The organism is Streptomyces sp. F001, from assembly GCF_004187715.1.
Lineage (GTDB): Bacteria > Actinomycetota > Actinomycetes > Streptomycetales > Streptomycetaceae > Streptomyces > Streptomyces flavusporus.
The window spans coordinates 1,153,309-1,171,338 of record NZ_QZWF01000001.1; the positions used below are offsets into that span (position 1 = coordinate 1,153,309).

Here is an 18,030-nt window from a genome sequence, read left to right on the forward strand (position 1 = left end):
GCCGTTGCGGACAGGTGCGGTCCTGAAGCGTCACGGCTCGTACGACAGCAGCGGCACGTTGAAGCAGGTGCTGTTCATGTCCCCCTGGGAGACCCAGCCCCGGCCGTCCTGCCAGCGGGCCACCGACAGACAGCTCCTGCGGGTCCGCGGCGGCTCGGGCAGCGGCCTGAAGGTGACGGGGAGCAGCAGGCCGTCCGCGGTGTAGCCGTCGCTGCGGTGCACGAAATCGTCGACGCACGCGCGCGTGATGCCGGTTCGGGAGCAGGATCGCGCCGCGTCCGTGAACCACTTGGCCGCCGCCCAGCCCTCCAACTGCCACTGGGAGTGCGTCGGCAGCGACTCGGTGGCGTCCCGGAACTCCCGTACGGCCTCGTTGCCGGTGTCCTGGTGGTTGCGGCTGGACCCGGTCGCCCACAGGGCGTTGCGGCAGCGCGGGGCGTCCCTGTAGTCCTCGGGGACGGTGGACGTCCAGTTCTGCACGTTGGTGACCTTGGCGGTGACCTCGGCGCCGACGTCGTCCATCGCCTTGCACAGGCGGGCGTTGCCGTGGCTGTCGATGGCGTCGAAGACGAGGTCGGCGCCCTGCTGCTTCAGGTCGGCGGCGACGGCACGGAAGTTGGGCAGCGCGAAGTCGACCTGCTCGGTGACGACCTGGTAGCCCTCGGCCTTCAGGCCCCGCTCGACGAGCCGCGCGTAGGCGGCGGACGCGGCCTGGTTGTACGAGACGACGGCGGCCGTGCGTGCCCCGTGCTCGCGTTTGAAGTAGCGGTAGACCTCCGTGCCGCCGTACAGCTTCCCGTCCCAGCCCGGCTTCCCGTCACGGGGTGCCTGGCTGCCGTAGATGTCGTACAGGTGCGGGTAGGTGTCGTAGGCGGCGCCGATGGGCTGGCCGCCGATGTCGGGCACGCGCGCGCGGGAGACGCGGGAGGCGCCGGCGTAGTCCAGGGCCGTGGTGGCGACGAGGGCGACGACCCGGTCCTCGTCGATCAGCCGGTGCACGCACTCGTTGTTGCCCACGCCGCTGCCGCCGTCGTCGCACCGGCGCACCTCGATGCGGCGGCCGTCGATGCCCCCGCGCGCGTTGAGGCGGTCGAAGTAGGCCTGGGCGCCGTCGCGCGGGCCGGTGAAGGCGTTGCCGCCGACCGGGCTGGTGACGCTGGTGATGATGCCGACGCGCAGGGGCTCACCGGTGGCCGGGGCCGGCGTACGCCTGTCGTGCTCGAAGTCGCTCTCCGGAAGGCGGCTGCCGCAGGCCGTGCCCAGCAGGAGCAGCAGGACCGCGGCGGCGGCCTCAGCAGCCCGGCAGCGGCGTCGCATTGCCGGTCTGGTTCAGGGCGACGAGTCCGCACAGGGTCCTGACCGACACCTTCCAGGTGCCCTCCTGCTCGACCGCGGTACCGGCGGCGTCCGGCAGGGCGGTGGCGCCCTGGAGGGTCAGCGTGTACGTCACGTTCGCCTCGGTCGCCGAGGTGAACTCGACCTTGTCGACCTTCGCCTGCACCTGGGAGCCGCGTTCGTCGCCGCTGAAGGCCTGCAGCACCGGGGCCATCCGGCCGCCGTTCTCCAGGAAGTTCTGCTTGTCCTCCAGGGCGGTGGCCGGGTCGAAGAACTGCTCCCAGTTCTGCCGGATCTCCCGCTCGGCCGCGGCCGTGTCGGCGGGCGCGCTCGCCGCCTGATCGGTCGGTTGCGTCTGCTCCACGGCCGGCGTCGGAGGGGGACTGTCGCTGCCGCCGCCCTCGTCGTCGCTGCACGCCGCGAGGGCCGGGGCGAGGAAGAGGAGCAGGGCGGCCGCCAGTGCCGCACGCCGTCGCGCGTTCCCCCGCCTGAGGTCGCTCCCGAGAACCATCTGGCTCACCACCGGGTGTCGGTCCGGGCCGTGCACGCCGCTTTCAGGGTCAGCTTCCGGAAGGCATAGTGCAAGTCCGTTGGCAGACTTGGACATACAGCCAGACACACCCAGACACACGACGTGTGGGAGCCGGCCATGAGGACAGCCCGACCGCGGACCGTGCACCCCGTCCTGTGGGCCGGCTGGGCGGCGCTCGCGGCCGGCGCGGTGCTGTGCGTCCTGGGCTGGTACGGCGTCTCCGGTGAGCGGTTCGCCGAGCGGCAGCTGCCCTATCTGGCCTCCTGCACGGTCCCCGGCGCCGCGCTGATCATCGCCGGGGCGGTACTGCTCACCCACGGTCGTACCGCGCTCGCCGCCGCGCGCGTGGAGGAGCTGTACGCCCTGCTGGTGGCCGCCGAGCCCGCCGACGCGGACGGGTCGGGTCAGGCAGCCGCCGCGCCGGTCGCGGCCGGCGCGGACCTGTTGATGGTGCCGGGCGGCACACTCTTCCACCGCGCGGACTGCCCACTGGTGGCCGGGAAGGCGGAGGCCGTGCCGGTGGACGGGAAGCTGGTGGCGGGCGGCGAGCTGGGCCCGTGCCCGATCTGCGAGCCCGCCGGGACGACGGGCTGATGTCGTCTCTCACGTACGACCTGACACTCGCGGGCCTCTCGGTGGGCAGCGCCGCCGCGCTCACCGGGATCGGGCTGATCGTGACCTACCGCGCGACGGGCGTGCTGAACTTCGCGCACGGCGCGATCGCGATGGTGTGCGCCTACGCACTGCGGCAGTTCGTCGTCGAATGGGGCTGGCCGCTGTGGCCGGCCGCGGCGGTGACGCTGGTGGTGCTGGCGCCGGGTCTCGGCGTGGTCCTGGAGCGGTGGGTCTTCCGCCCCCTGTCGGTCCTGGGCAGTGATCCGGCGCAGACGTTGGTGGCGTCCATCGGGGTGTTCGTGCTGCTGGTGGGCGGGGCGGCGCTGCTGTGGGGGCAGGGGGCGCGGGACGACGCCCCCGTGCTGGTGCCGGACGAGCCGTGGGGGCAGTTGGCCATCGTGCTCGTGCTGGCCGCCGCGGTGGCGGCCGTGATCAGATGGACGCGTGTCGGGCGGGAGCTGCGGGCGGTCGTGGACGACCGGCAGCTGGCCGTGCTCGGCGGGATCGACGCGGACCGGGTGGCCGCGGCTGGCTGGGCGTTCGGCTCGTTCACGGCGGGGCTGACGGGCGTGCTGCTGGCGCCGTACGTCCGTCTGGACCCGTACGGGATGCCGCTGTTGGTCATGGAAGTGGTGGCGGTCGCGGTGGCCGCGCGGATGCGCAGTCTGCCGGTCGCCGTGGTGGTGGCGCTGGGCGTCGGGGTCGCGCAGAGCCAGTTGACGCGGCTTCATCCGGCGGGCTGGGGCGAGCCGTTGCTGCAGGCGGTCGGCGCGAACCTGTTCGTGGTGGCGTTGCTGGTCGCCGCCCTGGTGCTGCCCGGCGTCGGCACACGGGACGCGCTGCCGCGTACGGCGACGGCGCGGGTGCCGACCCCGCCGGGCGCCTGGATCGTCGCCGTGGTCCTGTTCCTGCTGCCGCTGGGCTTCGCCGGACGGGACCTGCACACCTCGGTGCAGGTGCCCGCGCTCGGCGTGGTGCTGCTGTCGCTGGTGGTGGTCACCGGCCGCAGCGGCCAGATCTCGCTGGGGCAGGCGGCGTACGCGGGTCTGGGCGCCCTGTTCACGGCCCTGCTGGCGGCCGGGCGGTTCCCGGGCCTGCCCCGCCTGCCGGAGCTGGCCGCGCTCGCCGTCGCCGTCCTCCTGGTCGCCCCGCTCGGTCTGCTGACCGGCTGGCCGGCGATCAGCCGCCAGGGCCTGGCCCTGGCGCTCGCCACGTTCGCGGTGGGCGTCGGGGTGAGCCGGTTCGTCTTCGCCCAGCCGTACGCCACGTCCGGGCTGTCGCTCGACCGCCCGGCGGGCTTCGCCGGGGACCGCGCGTACTACCCCTGACCGGCGCGCTGCTCGCCACGCACGCGCTGCGCCGGGGCCGTACGGGCCGGGCGCTGGCGGCGATGCGGGACCACGAGTCGGGGGCGTCAGCGGCAGGCGTCCAGGTGCCGGCCCTGAAACTGCTGGCGTTCGTGTCCGGCGCCGCGCTGGCGGCGCTGGGCGGCGGCATGCTCGGCATGGGCCTGCGGGCCTTCGACCCCGCCGCCTACGACCCCGTACGCGGCCTGCTGTGGTTCGCGGCGATCGTCGTCCTGGGCGCCGACAGCACACTCGGCGCCCTGGCCGCGGCGGCACTGCTGGTCGGCCTCGACGCGGGCACCCGGGGCGGGGTGGCGGCGGCGCTGATCGGGCTGCTGGCGGTACTGGTGGGCCGCTTGCCCGGGGGCCGTACGAGGCGCTGCGGACGGCGGCGGGGAGGCTGCGGTTGCGGCGGGCGGCGAGGTTGACCGCGGTGGGGGCGCAGACGCGGAGGCGACTACGACCGGCGGAGCAGCGGGCGGCGCGCCGACCGGCGCCGGCGGGGGTGACCGCGGTGGTACGCACCGGGGCGACACACCAGGCACCCGCGGCCGCCGACGGCGCTGAGCCCCCACAGGGGCCACCCGCACCCGACAACGATGCCCGCACGAGTGGTGCGGGTGGGAACCCGAACGCGGCCGAAGGCCGCCACGTGCCCACCCACAAACCCGCACATGCACCCGCACCCCCACCCACCCTCACCACCCGCCACCTCCTCGCCCGCTACGGCCGCTTCACCGCCCTCGACGGCGTCGACCTCGACATCCCGCCCGGCCGGATCACCGCCCTCGTCGGCCCCAACGGCGCCGGAAAGAGCACCCTGTTCCACTGCCTGGCCGGAACCGTGCGCCCCGCGCGCGGGCGGGTGCTGTTCGGCGGACGGGACATCACCCGGCTGTCCGCCCACACCCGCACCCGGCTCGGCATCGCACGGACCTTCCAACAGCTGGCCGTGTTCCCCTCGTTGACGGTGGCCGACAACGTCCGGGTCGGCGCCGAGCAGGGGCGGATCGCCGATCCGGGTGCCGTGGAGCGGGCACTGCGGCTGTTCGGGCTGGACGGCCCCGTACGGGCGCTGCCCGCCGCCGGGCTGCCCACCGGCACGCTGCGCCGCGTCGAGCTGGCCCGGGCCCTCGCGGGTGGCCCGCGTGTGCTGCTCCTGGACGAGCCCGCGGCCGGCCTCGACACCGCCGAAGCAGCGGCGCTGGCCCGGGTCCTGAAGGCGCTCGCCGCGGACGGAACCGCCCTGCTCGTCGTCGAGCACGACCTCGACCTGGTCGCCGACCTCGCCGATGTCGTGCACGTCATGGCAGCGGGCCGGATCATCGCGTCCGGCCCGCCCGGTCGCGTCCTCGACGCCCTCGCCGCGCGGGAGGCCACGCCGTGACCATCGCCCTGCGCCACGCGCGCGTGCGCTACGGCCCCCTGGAAGCCCTGCACGGCATCACCCTCGCCGCCCCCTCCCCCGGTCTGACCGTCCTGCTCGGCCGCAACGGCTCCGGCCGTACGACCGCCCTGCGCGCGCTGGCCGGAACCGTGCCGCTGTCGGGCGGCGCGGTGCTGTGGGACGGCGTCGACGTGACCCGCATGCCCGCCTACGAGCGGGCCCGGCGCGGACTGTGCCTCGTACCGGAGCGGCAGGCCGTGTTCGGCTCCCTCACCGTGCGGGAGAACCTGGAACTCGCCGCGCCGCGCCACGACCCCGCCCTCGCCGCCTATCCGCAGCTGCAGCCGCTCCTCCCGCGCCGCGCCGGCACCCTCTCCGGCGGCGAGCAGCGCATGCTCGCCCTCGCCCGGGCGCTGCTGGCACGCGCGCGCGTGGTGCTCGTCGACGAACCCGTGCAGGGCATGGCGCCGGCGGTCGCGGCCCGCACGTACGACCTGCTGGGCTCGCTGGACGCCTGCGTGGTCCTGGCGGAACAGCGGCTGCCGCCCGCCCTGCACGGCCGAGCCGCCCTCGTGTACGAACTGCGCCGCGGTGCGGTCGTCTTCAGCGGAGAAGCGGGCGAGTTGCGGGCGCGGGAAGCGGCGGCCCGCACACCGCGGGGGCGTGCTCCGGGCCCTGCGCGCGGGCCGAACCCTCCGGGATGAGCAGCATCATGCCGTGCCTGCGGGCGACGCCGCCCGCTGCGCCAGGGGCCCCGCCCGGTCGGTGGACCGGGCGGGGCCCCGTGCTCCGGGCAAGGGGAGCGGCTCAGAGCGCGAGGCGCTGCCCGGGCACGATCACGTCGGGATCACCGCCGATGACGGCCTTGTTGGCGGCGTAGAGCCGCTGCCAGGTGGTCCCGTGCCGGTCGGCGATACCGCTCAGGGTGTCGCCCTGACGGACGGTGTAGTCGCCGCGGGTCGTGCCGCGGTCCGTGTGGTCCGACGCCCGCGCCGGCGTCTTCGCCGGCTGCGACGAGGAGGTGGACCGCTCGGACCGGTCGGACTGCTCGCCGGCCGAGCCGGTCACGGGCGCCTCGGGAGCGCCGCCGGACGCTCCGGCGCGCACCGAGCAGGTCGGCCACGCGCCCCAGCCCTGTGTGCGCTGCACCTTGGTGGCGACCGCGATCTGCTGCTCCTTGGATGCCTGGTCGGCGGTGGGCGCGTAGGCCGAGCCGCCGTACGCGCGCCAGGTGTCGGCGGAGAACTGGAGTCCGCCGTAGTAGCCGTTGCCGGTGTTGATGTGCCAGTTGCCGCCGCTCTCGCACTGGGCGATGCGGTCCCACACTCCGCCGTCCGCGGCCGCCGCGTTGCCTGTTCCGGCCAGCAGCCCGAGCGGGGCCAGCAGGGCCGCCCCGGCGAGGACTGCCGTCGTACGCGCCTTACGGACGTTGTTGCGAGTGGTATCGGCACATTCGGACATGTAATTCCCTCTCGACGGACCCGGGGTCCCCCAAGACGGGGCGCGTCTGCCGCGTATGGCCGCGGTCGTCGCGCTCCGCCCCGTCCGCCGACGGCTGTGCTGTGCGCCGGCCTGATGCGGCCGGCGCGGCGGCGGACGTACCCGAGCGGTGCTCGTTGCACACGGCCGAGGAATGTACGGAGCTTGAGCAGTCGGCCTCAACCAACTCCTCGTCGCTCCAGGCCAGTTCGCCGTTACCCGAGGTATCGTCGATTTCCGGCCACCCATTTCATTCGCCGATTTCCTGATTTGTCGACCAGTTACTCCGTCGACCTGTGACCCACTTCACCACTACAAGTGCCTTGCTGTTTCCCCGACTTGACGGTGAGTGTCCGATTCCGTGCCGGTCGTGACCGTGTGCGGTGGATGGTTCGATTCCGTTCGCCGGTCAGCGTGACTCCCGCCACAGATCCCCCGTTGTCTTCTTCATGAGCCCGGGACCACCCGGACCACGGGCCGGGAGCCACCCGGCCTCGCCACGTACCGCATCCCGAGGGAGCCACCCGTGCCGCGCATGCTCGACGTCAGCGACGAGGTACGCGCCGAGATCGGCGACGAAGAAGCCAACCGGCTGCTCGCCGGAGAGAACGCCCCCGGCAGTTACGACTGCACGTCCTGCCGCACCCCGGGGGACTCCGAGCGCGAGCGGACCAGCACCGTCCTGTTCATCGGCGACGAGACCGCCGTGCTCGCCTTCGCCCACGCCACCTGCCTGCCCTCGCAGGTCGTCCAGGTCACCGAGGAACAGCTCCGCGGTGCCGTGCGGTCCATCAGCGGCGACACGGTCGACCTGGAGCCGGAGCAGGTGGTGCCGGAGCAGGCCGTGCTCGGTGTCACCAGCGGACTGGTACTCATCGCCGGGGAGTTGCACCCGGCCCTCGTCGTCGAACCCACCGGCCCCATCGTGCGGCCCGGCTCCACCGCCGCCGGTGACGACTTCCTGCCGCTGCTGATCGAGCAGGGCTTCATGCCGGTGACCGAGCTGAGCTCCCTGCCGCCGGTGCTGCACGGCTGGTCCGTGCTGCTCGCCATGGGGCAGCTGCACGCGGTGCTCCAGCCGAGCCCGGGCGGTCAGCCGGTGGCCTGGTGGCAGGCGCATCAGCCGCTGCAGGTGACCGAGGGGTGGCGGGCCGCCGCCAACAAGCACCAGCAGGTGCTGATGTTCGCGGCTCCGGTGGGGTCGATCGGGCGTCAGCCCCGGGAGGATCTGCTGCGGGACGCCCTGGACAAGGCCGCGGCGGGCGGGAAGCTCGTCGCGAGTGTGCTGCCGCTTGCGGGGACGTGAGCGAGCGAGATCGTCGGGGGTGCAGCAGCCCTGCGCCCCTTGCGGTCTCGCTCGGCCGCATCTCTTCAGAGCCGGGGTCGTTTGGACATACGTGCACGCATACGACGTTTCCCGCCGCCAGTCCTTCCAGTCGATCCGGTCCACACGGCCGGCACAGGAACATTCGGGCGGCCCATCGGCCACGCCGATCTACGACGCGCTCTATGCCGAGTACGTCAAGTCCTTCCGCTCGCTGCCGGGTGACCGCAGCGGCGAGGACGAGTTCGGGTTCACCGCCTTCGCGAGCATCCCGCACGGTTCGGGATCGTTCGGGGGCCACCGCGCGGGATCGTTCAGCAGCTCGTACAGCGCCTACAGCGCGGGCGCGCAGAGCGCACGGCACGGCAGTGGGCAGTTGTCGCCCTGGCAGCGGGTCGGGCAGATCGGGCAGCACGGCACCGGGATGCACCACGTCCCGGCGGCACTGCCACCCGGTCCCCGCAAGGGGAGCTGAAGCGACGAGGGCGACCCGACAAGGGCCGCCCTTCTGCTACGTCTTGTGCCGCGTCGCTACTTCTTCTTCGCGCCGCGCTTCTCACGCACCCGCACCGAGATATGGATCGGCGTCCCCTCGAAGCCGAACTCCTCACGCAGCCGGCGCTCGATGAAGCGCCGATAGCCCGCCTCGATGAACCCGGAGGCGAAGAGCACGAACCGCGGGGGCTTGGTGCCGGCCTGGGTGCCGAACAGGATGCGCGGCTGCTTGCCGCCCCGGACCGGGTGCGGGTGGGCGGCGACCAGTTCGCCGAGGAAGGCGTTCAGCCGGCCCGTCGGGACACGCGTCTCCCAGCCGGCCAGGGCCGTCTCGATCGCCGGGACCAGCTTCTCCATGTGCCGTCCGGTCTGCGCCGAGACGTTCACCCGGGGCGCCCACGAGACCTGACCCATCTCGGTCTCGATCTCCCGCTCCAGGTAGTAGCGACGCTCCTCGTCGAGGGTGTCCCACTTGTTGTACGCGACGACGAGGGCGCGGCCCGCCTCGACGGCCATGGAGATGATGCGCTGGTCCTGCACCGAGATCGACTCGGCGGCATCGATCAGGACGACGGCCACCTCGGCCTTCTCGACAGCCGCCGCGGTGCGCAGCGAGGCGTAGTAGTCGGCGCCCTGCTGGAGATGGACGCGCTTGCGGATACCCGCCGTGTCGACGAACTTCCAGGTCTTGCCGCCGAGTTCGATCAGCTCGTCGACCGGGTCGCGGGTGGTGCCGGCGAGTTCGTTGACGACGACCCGCTCCTCGCCGGCCACCTTGTTCAGCAGCGAGGACTTGCCGACGTTCGGGCGGCCGATCAGCGCGACGCGGCGCGGTCCGCCGACGGCGGCTGCGAAGGTCTGCTGGGGCGCGTCCGGCAGCGCCTCCAGGACGGCGTCCAGCATGTCGCCGGTGCCGCGGCCGTGCAGCGCGGAGACGGGGTGCGGCTCGCCGAGGCCGAGGGACCACAGGTAGGCCGCGTCGGCCTCGCCGCTCGGGCCGTCGACCTTGTTGGCGCACAGCACGACGGGCTTTCCGGCCTTGCGCAGCAGTCGTACGACCGCCTCGTCGGTGTCGGTGGCGCCCACCTTGGCGTCGACGACGAAGACGACCGCGTCGGCCGCCTCGATCGCGAACTCGGCCTGCGCGGCCACGGAGGCGTCGATGCCGAAGACGTCCTGCTCCCAGCCGCCGGTGTCGACGACCTTGAAGCGGCGGCCCGCCCACTCGGCCTCGTAGGTGACGCGGTCGCGGGTGACACCCGGCTTGTCCTCGACGACGGCCTCACGGCGGCCGATGATGCGGTTCACCAGAGTCGACTTGCCGACATTCGGGCGGCCGACGACGGCGAGTACGGGCAGCGGTCCGTGCCCGGCCGCCTCGATGGCACCCTCGACCTCCTCGAGGTCGAAGCCCTCGTCCGCGGCGAGCTCCATGAACTCCGCGTACTCGGCGTCGCCGAGCGCCCCGTGATCGTGCTCGAACGCGTCCGAGCCGTCGGGCTGGATGTGGTCGTTCATGAAGTCCGTACCTCGTCGTTCATCGTGGTGATCGGTGGAGTACCCGATATCGGGTGATCCACTACTCAGTGTCGCTCAGCGCCCGGTGAGGCGCCTGGCGTTTTCCAGGTGCTCGGTGAGCTGTTTCTGGATGCGCTCGGTCGCCTCGTCCAGCGCCGTGCGGGTGCGCCGTCCGCTGCCGTCACCCGCCTCGAAGGGTTCGCCGAAGACGACGTCGACACGGTGCCGCAGCGGGGGCAGCCCCTTTATCAACCGTCCCTGCCGCTCGGAACTTCCCAGCACGGCCACCGGCACGATCGGGGCTCCGCTGCGCACCGCGAAGTACGCGAGGCCGGCGCGCAGTGCGGCGAAGTCGCCCTCGCCGCGGGTGCCCTCCGGGAAGATACCGAGGACGCCGCCGGCGGACAGCACGTCGAGGGCCCGCGTGATCGCTGTCCGGTCGGTCGTGTCGCGGTCGACCTTCAGCTGGCCGATGCGGGTCAGGAACGGGTCGAGCGGGCCGACGAACGCCTCCTTCTTGACCAGGAAGTGCGTCGGCCGGGGCGCGACGCCCATGACCATCGGGCCGTCGATGTTGTGGGAGTGGTTCACGGCGAGGATCGCCGGACCGGCCGCGGGCACCCGCCAGGCGCCGAGCACGCGCGGCTTCCACAGCCCGTACATCAGGCCGACGCCGATGCGCCGCCCGACCTCGGCGCCCCGCGCCGACGGCACCTCGCTCACTTCCCGGCCCGCTTCTCCTCGACGAGGGTGACGACGCACTCGATGACCTGCGGCAGCGTGAGGTCGGTGGTGTCCACCTCGACCGCGTCGTCCGCCTTGGCGAGCGGCGAGGTCTTGCGGCTGGAGTCGGCGGCGTCCCGCTTGATCAGGGCCTCGCGGGTGGTGTGGATGTCCACACCCTTCAGCTCGCCGCTGCGGCGGGCGGCACGGGCCTCCGGGGAGGCGGTGAGGAAGATCTTCAGGTCGGCGTCGGGCAGCACGGTCGTACCGATGTCGCGGCCCTCGACGACGATGCCGTTCTCGGCGGCGGAGGCGACGGAGCGCTGCAGCTCGGTGATCCGGGCGCGTACCTCGGGCACCGCGCTCACCGCGCTGACCTTGGAGGTGACCTCCTGGGTGCGGATCGGGCCGGCGACGTCGACGCCGTCCACCGTGATCGTCGGGCCCGCCGGGTCGGTGCCGGAGACGATGTCCGGCTTGCCGGCCACGGCGGCGATCGCGGACGGGTCGTCGATGTCGATGCCGTTGGTCACCATCCACCAGGTGAGCGCCCGGTACTGGGCGCCGGTGTCCAGGTAGCTCAGACCGAGCTGTGCCGCCACGGCCTTCGACGTGCTCGACTTGCCCGTACCGGAGGGGCCGTCGATGGCGACAATCACGGGCTGGGCGGTCCGAACGGCGCCGTTTTCCACGGGGGGACACCTTCCTGGTGCGGTGTGGGGTGAGTGTGCGGGGCGCGAGCGTGCCCCGCACAAGGTTACTGGGTTCGGGTCACTCGTCCGGCCGCCCGGCACCTCCCGACGCGGTGGGCTGCCCCACCCCGGCACCTACTGCCGGATCGCCCAGCCCCGCTCGCGCAGCGCGGCGCTCAGCACGGGCGCCGCCTTCGGCTCCACCATCAGCTGCACCAGACCCGCCTGCTGCCCGGTCGCGTGCTCGATGCGTACGTCCTCGATGTTGACGCCCGCCCGTCCCGCGTCCGCGAAGATGCGGGCCAGCTGGCCCGGCTGGTCGTCGATCAGTACGGCCACGACCTCGTACACCCGCGGAGCGGACCCGTGCTTGCCGGGGACGCGGACCTGGCCCGCGTTGCCGCGCCGCAGGACGTCCTCGATGCCGGCGGTGCCCTCGTGCCGCTTGGCCTCGTCGGAGGACTGCAGTGCGCGCAGCGCGCGGACCGTGTCGTCGAGGTCGGCGGAGACGTCCGCGAGGAGGTCGGCGACCGGCCCGGGGTTCGCGGAGAGGATGTCGATCCACATCCGGGGGTCGGAGGCGGCGATCCGGGTCACGTCCCGGATGCCCTGCCCGCACAGTCGTACGGCGGCCTCCTCGGCGTTCTCCAGACGCGCGGCGACCATGCTGGACACCAGGTGGGGCATGTGGGAGACGAGGGCCACCGCGCGGTCGTGGGCGTCGGCGTCCATGACGACCGGGACGGCCCGGCAGTGCGAGACCAGCTCCAGGGCGAGGTTCAGCACCTCGGTGTCGGTGTCCCGGGTCGGGGTGAGCACCCAGGGGCGGCCCTCGAAGAGATCGCCGGTCGCGGCCAGCGGACCGGACTTCTCGCGGCCGGACATGGGATGCGTGCCGAGGTAGCAGGACAGGTCGAGGCCGAGTGCCTCCAGCTCACGGCGGGGGCCGCCCTTGACGCTGGCCACGTCGAGGTAGCCGCGGGCGAGCCCGCGCCGCATGGCGTCCGCGAGCACCGTGGCGACATGGGCGGGCGGGGCGGCGACGATCGCGACGTCGACGGGACCGTCGGGCGTCTCGTCCGTGCCGGCGCCGAGCGCGGCCGCCGTCCGGGCTTGCTCGGGGTCGTGGTCGGCGAGATGCACGATGACGCCGCGCTGCACCAGGGCCAGGGCTGCGGAGGTGCCGATGAGCCCGGTGCCGATGACGAGTGCGGTCCTCACTGCGCGATGTCCTTGCGCAGGGCGGCCGCGGCGCCGAGGTAGACATGGTTGATCTCGGCGCGGGACCGGTCGGACTCGATGTGCGCGAGGATGCGCACGACCCGCGGCATGGCGCCCGCGATGTCCAGTTCCTGGGCGCAGATCAGCGGGACGTCGACAATGCCGAGCTTGCGCGCCGCGGCTGCCGGGAAGTCGCTGTGCAGGTCGGGCGTGGCCGTGAACCAGATGCTGATCAGGTCGTCCACGCTCAGCCCGTTGCGCTCCAGGACGGCGGTGAGCAGGGCTCCGACCTGCTCATCCATGTGGCTGGCCTCGTCCCGCTCGAGTTGGACGGCGCCCCGGACCGCTCGTACCGCCACGGCGATGCTCCTTGCTGGTGTGTATCGGCTCTGCGTCCGTCCAGCGTAGTCAGCCCGTCGCCGACAGGTACGCGACGCCCGCCCGCTGAGACAGCGGGCGGGCGTCGCCTGCCGTTCGGACAGGCCCCAGAGGAGCCCTAGAGGTCGACTTCCTTCATCAGCATCCCGACCTCGGTGTTCGACAGCCGTCGCAGCCAGCCCGACTTCTGGTCGCCCAGCGTGATCGGGCCGAAGGCCGTCCGCACCAGCTTGTCGACCGGGAAGCCGGCCTCCGCGAGCATGCGGCGGACGATGTGCTTGCGGCCCTCGTGGAGGGTGACCTCGACGAGGTAGTTCTTGCCGGTCTGTTCGACGACCCGGAAGTGGTCGGCGCGCGCGTACCCGTCGTCCAGCTGGATGCCGTCCTTCAGACGCTTGCCCAGGTCACGGGGGATCGGGCCGACGATGTGCGCGAGGTAGGTCTTCTTCACGCCGTACCTGGGGTGCGTGAGGCGATGGGCCAGCTCACCGTGGTTGGTCAGCAGGATGACGCCCTCGGTCTCGGTGTCGAGCCGGCCGACGTGGAAGAGCCGCGTCTCACGGTTGGTGACGTAGTCGCCGAGGCACTGGCGGCCTTCGGGGTCCTCCATCGTCGACACGACACCGGCGGGCTTGTTGAGCGAGAAGAACTGGTACGACTGCGTCGCCACGGTCAGGCCGTCGACCTTGACCTCGTCCTTCTCCGGGTCGACCCGCTTGCCCTGCTCCAGGACGATCTCGCCGTTGACCTCGACCCGCGCCTGCTCGATCAGCTCCTCGCAGGCACGCCGCGAGCCGTACCCCGCGCGCGCGAGCACCTTCTGCAGCCGCTCGCCCTCCTGCTCGGCGCCCGGGAAGGTCTTGGGCAGCTTGATGTCCTTCTTGCCCGCGTACCGCTCCCGGTTGCGCTCCTCGGTCCGCGTCTCGTACTCACGCGAGCGCGCCGGTGCCGTACGCCCGCCCTGCTGGGGCTTCTTGGGCCCGCCCTTGGCGCCGCCGCGGGCCGCGCCGCCGCGTCCCGCCTTCGGGCCGTCCTTGGTGGCGCCGGGGCCCACGTCGTAGCGGCGCTCCTCGGGGCGGGGCTTGCGGGGGCGGCCCTGCCCCTGCTTCTGGTCCCTGTTGTTGCCGGCACCGCGATAGTTACCGCGCCCGCCGGTCCCGCCACTCTTGCCGCTGCCGCTGCTTCGCATCAAAGTTCCGTCGTCTTGTCGTCTGCGTCCTCGGAATCCGGAGCGTCCGGATCGAACGACGGCACGCCTTCCTGCGTCTCGGCCTCGATCGCCTCCGCCTCCGGGAGGAAGGGCGCGAGCTCCGGGAGCTCGTCCAGGCCGCGCAGGCCCATCCGCTCCAGGAAGTAGTTCGTCGTCGTGTACAGGATCGCACCTGTTTCGGGTTCCGTGCCCGCCTCCTCTATCAGACCCCGCTGGAGGAGGGTGCGCATCACGCCGTCGCAGTTGACTCCGCGGACGGCTGACACGCGGCTACGGCTGACCGGCTGGCGGTAGGCGACCACTGCCAGCGTCTCCAGCGCGGCCTGGGTGAGCCGGGCCTGCTGGCCGTCCAGGACGAAGCCCTCGACGGCCGCCGCGTACTCGGGCCGGCTGTAGAAGCGCCAGCCGCCCGCGATGAGCCGCAGCTCGAAGCCGCGCCCCTGCACGGTGTACTCGTCGGCCAGCTCGCGCAGCGCGTCGCCGATCTGCCGCCGGGGTCGCTGGAGGATCTTCGCGAGATGCTCCTCGGTCGCGGGCTCGTCCACGACCATGAGGACGGCCTCCAGGGCGGGCTTCAGTTCGAGGTCGGCGACGCTCCGCAGCCCCGCCGGAAGCCCGGTGGTCTCCTCGCTCACGCCTTCTCCTCCTGCTCCTTCGGCTGCTCGGGCGGCCGGTCGAACTCGTCGGTCACCATGGGCTCCGCCTCCCCCTCGCCGCCGGTCCAGCGCACCAGCAGCTCGCCGAGCGCGGTCTCCTGCTCCAGCGCCACGGCCTTCTCCCGGTACAGCTCCAGCAGCGCCAGGAAGCGCGCCACCACGGTCAGTGTGTCGTCCGTGTCCTCGACCAGCGCGCGGAAGCTGGCCTCGCCCAGCTCCTTCAGCCGCGCGACCACGATCCCGGCCTGCTCCTGCACGCTCACCAGCGGTGCGTGGATGTGGTCGACGTACACCTGCGGCTTGGGCTTCGGCTGCATCGCCTTGACCGCGAGCTTCGCGAACCCCTCCGCGCCGATGCTGATGACGACCTCGGGCAGCAGCTCCGCGTGGTGGGGTTCGAGTCCGACGGTACGGGGGTAGCGCCGGGCTTCCTCGTCGAGGCGGTTGCTGAAGATGTCGGCGATCTGTTTGTACGCGCGGTACTGGAGCAGTCGCGCGAACAGCAGGTCCCGGGCTTCGAGGAGGGCCAGGTCGGCCTCGTCCTCCACCTCGGCGGCCGGCAGCAGCCGGGCTGCCTTGAGGTCGAGCAGGGTGGCCGCGACGACGAGGAACTCGGTCGTCTCGTCCAGGTCCCAGTCCGGCCCCATCGCCCTGATGTGCGCCATGAACTCGTCGGTCACCTTGGACAGGGCGACCTCGGTGACGTCGAGCTTGTGCTTGGAGATCAGCTGGAGCAGCAGGTCGAAGGGGCCCTCGAAGTTGGAGAGCCGCACCTTGAAGACCCCGGAATCGCCCTCTTCGGACTCCGCGGGAGCCGCTTCGAACTCCGTCGGAGCGGTGGGTTCCGGCTCAGGTTCCGGTGCGACGACCTCGGGTTCCGGCTCCGCAGGAGCGACCGGCTCGGGCGGTGCCTCCACGGGAACCGGCGCCTCGACAGGCACCCCTGGAACACCCGGCCCCCGCCCCAGGGCACGCCGACGACCGGCTGCGCTGCCGGAGGCCGAGGCGTCGTTCGAGGTCATAGCCCCCGCAGGCTACCGTTACCGCCCACGGAGCCGTCGTACGAGGATGCTGGCGTCCCCCCTGCTCTCCAGATCCGCGAGCACGACGGCGACCGCCTCCCGCACGATCCGTCCCCGGTCGACGGCCAGCCCGTGCTCTCCCCGGAGCACGAGTCGCGCGTGCTCCAGATCCATGAGCTCCTCGGCGGACACGTACACCGTGATCTTCTCGTCGTGCCGCTCACGCCCGCTGGGCCGCCGTGCGGCCGCCCGTCCACGCTTGCGGGGCGTCGCCGCGGCAGAACCTTCCTGCGCCGCCTGACGCCGGGAGGAGCGCTCCGAGGCCGCGGCCCGGCTGCGGGACTCCCCCGCGTCGGCCGGCTCCGCGTCGGCCGCGACATGTTCGGCCCCGTCGCCGTCACCGCCCTGCGCGGGCACCGACTGCGGTGCGTCCTCGACCACGGCGGCCGCGTCACCCTCTCCCGCGGGCGGCGGCACCCTGGCCTCGCCGTTGGCCTGGCGCCGGGGAGTGGATGCCTGGAGCGCCGATCCCCCTGTCGTACGGAACAGTTCGTCGGCCCCCGGCAGACTCACTCGGCGTGACACCGGGCGAGCACCTCCCTGGCGAGCTGGCGGTAGGCGGCGGCACCGACGGAGTTGGAGGCGTACGTGGTGATCGGCTCACCGGCGACCGTGGTCTCCGGGAAGCGGACCGTGCGCCCGATGACCGTGTGGTAGACGTGGTCGTCGAATGCCTCGACGACCCGCGCGAGCACCTCGCGGCTGTGCACCGTGCGCGAGTCGTACATCGTGGCGAGGATCCCGTCGAGCTCCAGCTCCGGGTTGAGCCGCTCCTGGACCTTCTCGATGGTCTCGGTGAGCAGCGCGACACCACGCAGCGCGAAGAACTCGCACTCGAGAGGCACGATCACCTTGTGAGCGGCCGTCAGGGCGTTCACGGTGAGCAGGCCGAGCGAGGGCTGACAGTCGATGACGATGAAGTCGTAGTCAGGCAGCAGCGGCTTCAGGGCGCGCTGCAGCGTCGACTCGCGGGCCACCTCGGAGACCAGCTGCACCTCGGCCGCCGACAGGTCGATGTTGCTGGGCAGCAGGTCCATGTTGGGGACCGCCGTCTTCAGCAGCACCTCGTCGGCCGCCATCCCCCGCTCCATGAGCAGGTTGTAGACGGTGAGGTCGAGCTCCATCGGGTTCACGCCGAGGCCGACCGACAGCGCGCCCTGCGGGTCGAAGTCGACGAGCAGCACCCGGCGCCCGTACTCCGCGAGCGCGGCACCCAGGTTGATGGTCGACGTCGTCTTGCCGACGCCGCCCTTCTGGTTGCACATCGCGATGATCTTCGCGGGACCGTGGTCGGTCAGCGGGCCCGGGATCGGGAAGTACGGCAGCGGGCGACCGGTCGGGCCGATGCGCTCACGGCGCTGGCGGGCAGCGTCGGGCGCGAGCGTGGCCGCGTACTCGGGGTCGGGCTCGTACTCGGCGTCGGGGTCGTAGAAGTGCCCGTCGGGCAGTTCGTCGTAGTCGGCGAAGTGGTTGTGGGGCGCGCCACTTCCGTCGCCGGCCATGGCGTTCACGTGATGGCCATCCATGCTCTGGTGTGCTGGGCGAGTCACTCCTGAGGTCTGGTGACTCTGGTGGGCTGCGAAGGTGCGCACCGCGACGGAGCCGACAGCCTCGAACCCCGCGGGAGCCTGGCCCCGCGCAGGGCTTCCTGGTTGACCACCCCCGGGAGAAAATGTCGACTCATTCACAAGTCGTCTTACCTCCTTGGTGACCAGGAAACTTCTAGACAGGTCAGCGTGGCACCATGCCGACGGTTGGCGACTCTATGGCGTGTCGGCGGTTCGCAGCAACACAATCCGCCGGACCCGGCCGGATGTGTCGGCAATGAAACATCCCTCTGTCAAGGGCGTACGGCCGTCGCACGGTAGGTTTCACCGGTGTGCGAATCGGTTCAAGGGTTACGTTCGAGGCGAGTTGACCGAGAGCCGCAAAGTGACCATACACACACCCGGCCGGACCTTGTCGGGCAAGGTCCGGCCGGGTGCGCGAGGTTGACGAGCCGTGTTGACGTATCGCCTTTACGAAAAGGTGACTTAG

17 protein-coding genes and 1 pseudogene are annotated in these 18,030 nt (G+C 72.3%); 5 read left to right on the forward strand and 13 right to left on the reverse strand.

Annotated elements, in window-relative coordinates:
* Window positions 1–30: 30 nt before the first annotated feature.
* Together StrepF001_RS05315 and StrepF001_RS05320 are read right to left on the reverse strand one after the other, a co-directional pair.
* Window positions 31–1,317, reverse strand: coding sequence for an ABC transporter substrate-binding protein (locus tag StrepF001_RS05315; protein ID WP_129797084.1), 1,287 nt, complete (start codon window positions 1,315–1,317; stop codon window positions 31–33).
* Window positions 1,292–1,846: a hypothetical protein gene (locus StrepF001_RS05320; protein ID WP_129797085.1), complete on the reverse strand. Its 555-nt coding sequence runs from the start codon at window positions 1,844–1,846 to the stop codon at window positions 1,292–1,294. The genes StrepF001_RS05315 and StrepF001_RS05320 overlap by 26 nt, the downstream gene beginning before the upstream one ends.
* Before the next feature lie 138 nt (window positions 1,847–1,984).
* Here StrepF001_RS05320 and StrepF001_RS05325 point away from each other — a divergent pair, with 138 nt between their 5' ends.
* From StrepF001_RS05325 to StrepF001_RS05335, 3 genes and pseudogenes are all read left to right on the forward strand, one after another.
* Complete coding sequence (locus tag StrepF001_RS05325) at window positions 1,985–2,461, forward strand: hypothetical protein (protein ID WP_129797086.1); 477 nt, start codon at window positions 1,985–1,987, stop codon at window positions 2,459–2,461.
* A pseudogene (locus StrepF001_RS05330) lies at window positions 2,461–5,215 on the forward strand (branched-chain amino acid ABC transporter permease/ATP-binding protein). The gene StrepF001_RS05325 and the pseudogene StrepF001_RS05330 overlap by 1 nt, the downstream one beginning before the upstream one ends.
* Window positions 5,212–5,919, forward strand: a complete 708-nt coding sequence (locus tag StrepF001_RS05335) for an ATP-binding cassette domain-containing protein (RefSeq protein WP_129797087.1) — start codon at window positions 5,212–5,214, stop codon at window positions 5,917–5,919. The pseudogene StrepF001_RS05330 and the gene StrepF001_RS05335 overlap by 4 nt, the downstream one beginning before the upstream one ends.
* Before the next feature lie 103 nt (window positions 5,920–6,022).
* Here StrepF001_RS05335 and StrepF001_RS05340 read toward each other — a convergent pair whose 3' ends face one another.
* On the reverse strand, window positions 6,023–6,676 hold the full coding sequence (locus StrepF001_RS05340) for a transglycosylase family protein (RefSeq protein ID WP_129797088.1): 654 nt from the start codon (window positions 6,674–6,676) through the stop codon (window positions 6,023–6,025).
* Window positions 6,677–7,220: 544 nt separating this feature from the next.
* Between StrepF001_RS05340 and StrepF001_RS05345 the strand changes: the two genes are divergently transcribed.
* Both StrepF001_RS05345 and StrepF001_RS05350 read left to right on the forward strand, forming a co-directional pair.
* The gene (locus StrepF001_RS05345; RefSeq protein ID WP_129797089.1) at window positions 7,221–8,000 is read left to right on the forward strand and encodes a hypothetical protein; all 780 of its coding nucleotides are present in this window, start codon (window positions 7,221–7,223) and stop codon (window positions 7,998–8,000) included.
* A 91-nt stretch (window positions 8,001–8,091) separates the two neighbouring features.
* A complete protein-coding gene (locus StrepF001_RS05350) occupies window positions 8,092–8,493 on the forward strand; it encodes a hypothetical protein (protein ID WP_129797090.1) in 402 nt (133 codons plus the stop codon).
* A gap of 56 nt (window positions 8,494–8,549) precedes the next feature.
* On the opposite strand, the gene der is transcribed toward StrepF001_RS05350, so the two are convergent.
* The 10 genes from der to StrepF001_RS05400 form a co-directional block, all read right to left on the reverse strand.
* Window positions 8,550–10,031 (reverse strand): ribosome biogenesis GTPase Der, encoded by a 1,482-nt coding sequence (gene der / locus StrepF001_RS05355; RefSeq protein ID WP_129797091.1) that lies wholly within the window; start codon window positions 10,029–10,031, stop codon window positions 8,550–8,552.
* Window positions 10,032–10,106: 75 nt separating this feature from the next.
* The gene (locus tag StrepF001_RS05360) at window positions 10,107–10,754 is read right to left on the reverse strand and encodes a lysophospholipid acyltransferase family protein (RefSeq protein WP_129797092.1); all 648 of its coding nucleotides are present in this window, start codon (window positions 10,752–10,754) and stop codon (window positions 10,107–10,109) included.
* Window positions 10,751–11,446 (reverse strand): (d)CMP kinase, encoded by a 696-nt coding sequence (gene cmk, locus StrepF001_RS05365; protein ID WP_129797093.1) that lies wholly within the window; start codon window positions 11,444–11,446, stop codon window positions 10,751–10,753. Before cmk ends, StrepF001_RS05360 begins: the two co-directional genes overlap by 4 nt.
* A gap of 135 nt (window positions 11,447–11,581) precedes the next feature.
* Window positions 11,582–12,667 (reverse strand): prephenate dehydrogenase, encoded by a 1,086-nt coding sequence (locus tag StrepF001_RS05370; protein ID WP_129797094.1) that lies wholly within the window; start codon window positions 12,665–12,667, stop codon window positions 11,582–11,584.
* Window positions 12,664–13,026: a chorismate mutase gene (gene aroH / locus StrepF001_RS05375; RefSeq protein WP_129797095.1), complete on the reverse strand. Its 363-nt coding sequence runs from the start codon at window positions 13,024–13,026 to the stop codon at window positions 12,664–12,666. Before aroH ends, StrepF001_RS05370 begins: the two co-directional genes overlap by 4 nt.
* 137 nt (window positions 13,027–13,163) lie before the next feature.
* Window positions 13,164–14,234 (reverse strand): pseudouridine synthase, encoded by a 1,071-nt coding sequence (locus StrepF001_RS05380; RefSeq protein ID WP_129797096.1) that lies wholly within the window; start codon window positions 14,232–14,234, stop codon window positions 13,164–13,166.
* Window positions 14,234–14,890 (reverse strand): SMC-Scp complex subunit ScpB, encoded by a 657-nt coding sequence (gene scpB / locus StrepF001_RS05385; protein ID WP_129797097.1) that lies wholly within the window; start codon window positions 14,888–14,890, stop codon window positions 14,234–14,236. Before scpB ends, StrepF001_RS05380 begins: the two co-directional genes overlap by 1 nt.
* On the reverse strand, window positions 14,887–15,933 hold the full coding sequence (locus tag StrepF001_RS05390) for a segregation/condensation protein A (RefSeq protein ID WP_129797098.1): 1,047 nt from the start codon (window positions 15,931–15,933) through the stop codon (window positions 14,887–14,889). The genes scpB and StrepF001_RS05390 overlap by 4 nt, the downstream gene beginning before the upstream one ends.
* Before the next feature lie 18 nt (window positions 15,934–15,951).
* On the reverse strand, window positions 15,952–16,518 hold the full coding sequence (locus tag StrepF001_RS05395) for a hypothetical protein (protein WP_129797099.1): 567 nt from the start codon (window positions 16,516–16,518) through the stop codon (window positions 15,952–15,954).
* Window positions 16,503–17,681, reverse strand: coding sequence for a ParA family protein (locus StrepF001_RS05400; protein ID WP_129797100.1), 1,179 nt, complete (start codon window positions 17,679–17,681; stop codon window positions 16,503–16,505). The genes StrepF001_RS05395 and StrepF001_RS05400 overlap by 16 nt, the downstream gene beginning before the upstream one ends.
* Between the last annotated feature and the right edge of the window lie 349 nt (window positions 17,682–18,030).

Excerpts from the sequence above, each read along its gene's own strand:
- StrepF001_RS05315 (WP_129797084.1), bottom strand. The coding sequence starts at position 1,317 with ATGCGACGCCGCTGCCGGGCTGCTGAGGCCGCCGCCGCGGTCCTGCTG.
- StrepF001_RS05320 (WP_129797085.1), bottom strand. The coding sequence starts at position 1,846 with ATGGTTCTCGGGAGCGACCTCAGGCGGGGGAACGCGCGACGGCGTGCG.
- StrepF001_RS05325 (WP_129797086.1), top strand. The coding sequence starts at position 1,985 with ATGAGGACAGCCCGACCGCGGACCGTGCACCCCGTCCTGTGGGCCGGC.
- StrepF001_RS05340 (WP_129797088.1), bottom strand. The coding sequence starts at position 6,676 with ATGTCCGAATGTGCCGATACCACTCGCAACAACGTCCGTAAGGCGCGT.
- der (WP_129797091.1), bottom strand. The coding sequence starts at position 10,031 with ATGAACGACCACATCCAGCCCGACGGCTCGGACGCGTTCGAGCACGAT.
- StrepF001_RS05380 (WP_129797096.1), bottom strand. The coding sequence starts at position 14,234 with ATGCGAAGCAGCGGCAGCGGCAAGAGTGGCGGGACCGGCGGGCGCGGT.
- StrepF001_RS05390 (WP_129797098.1), bottom strand. The coding sequence starts at position 15,933 with ATGACCTCGAACGACGCCTCGGCCTCCGGCAGCGCAGCCGGTCGTCGG.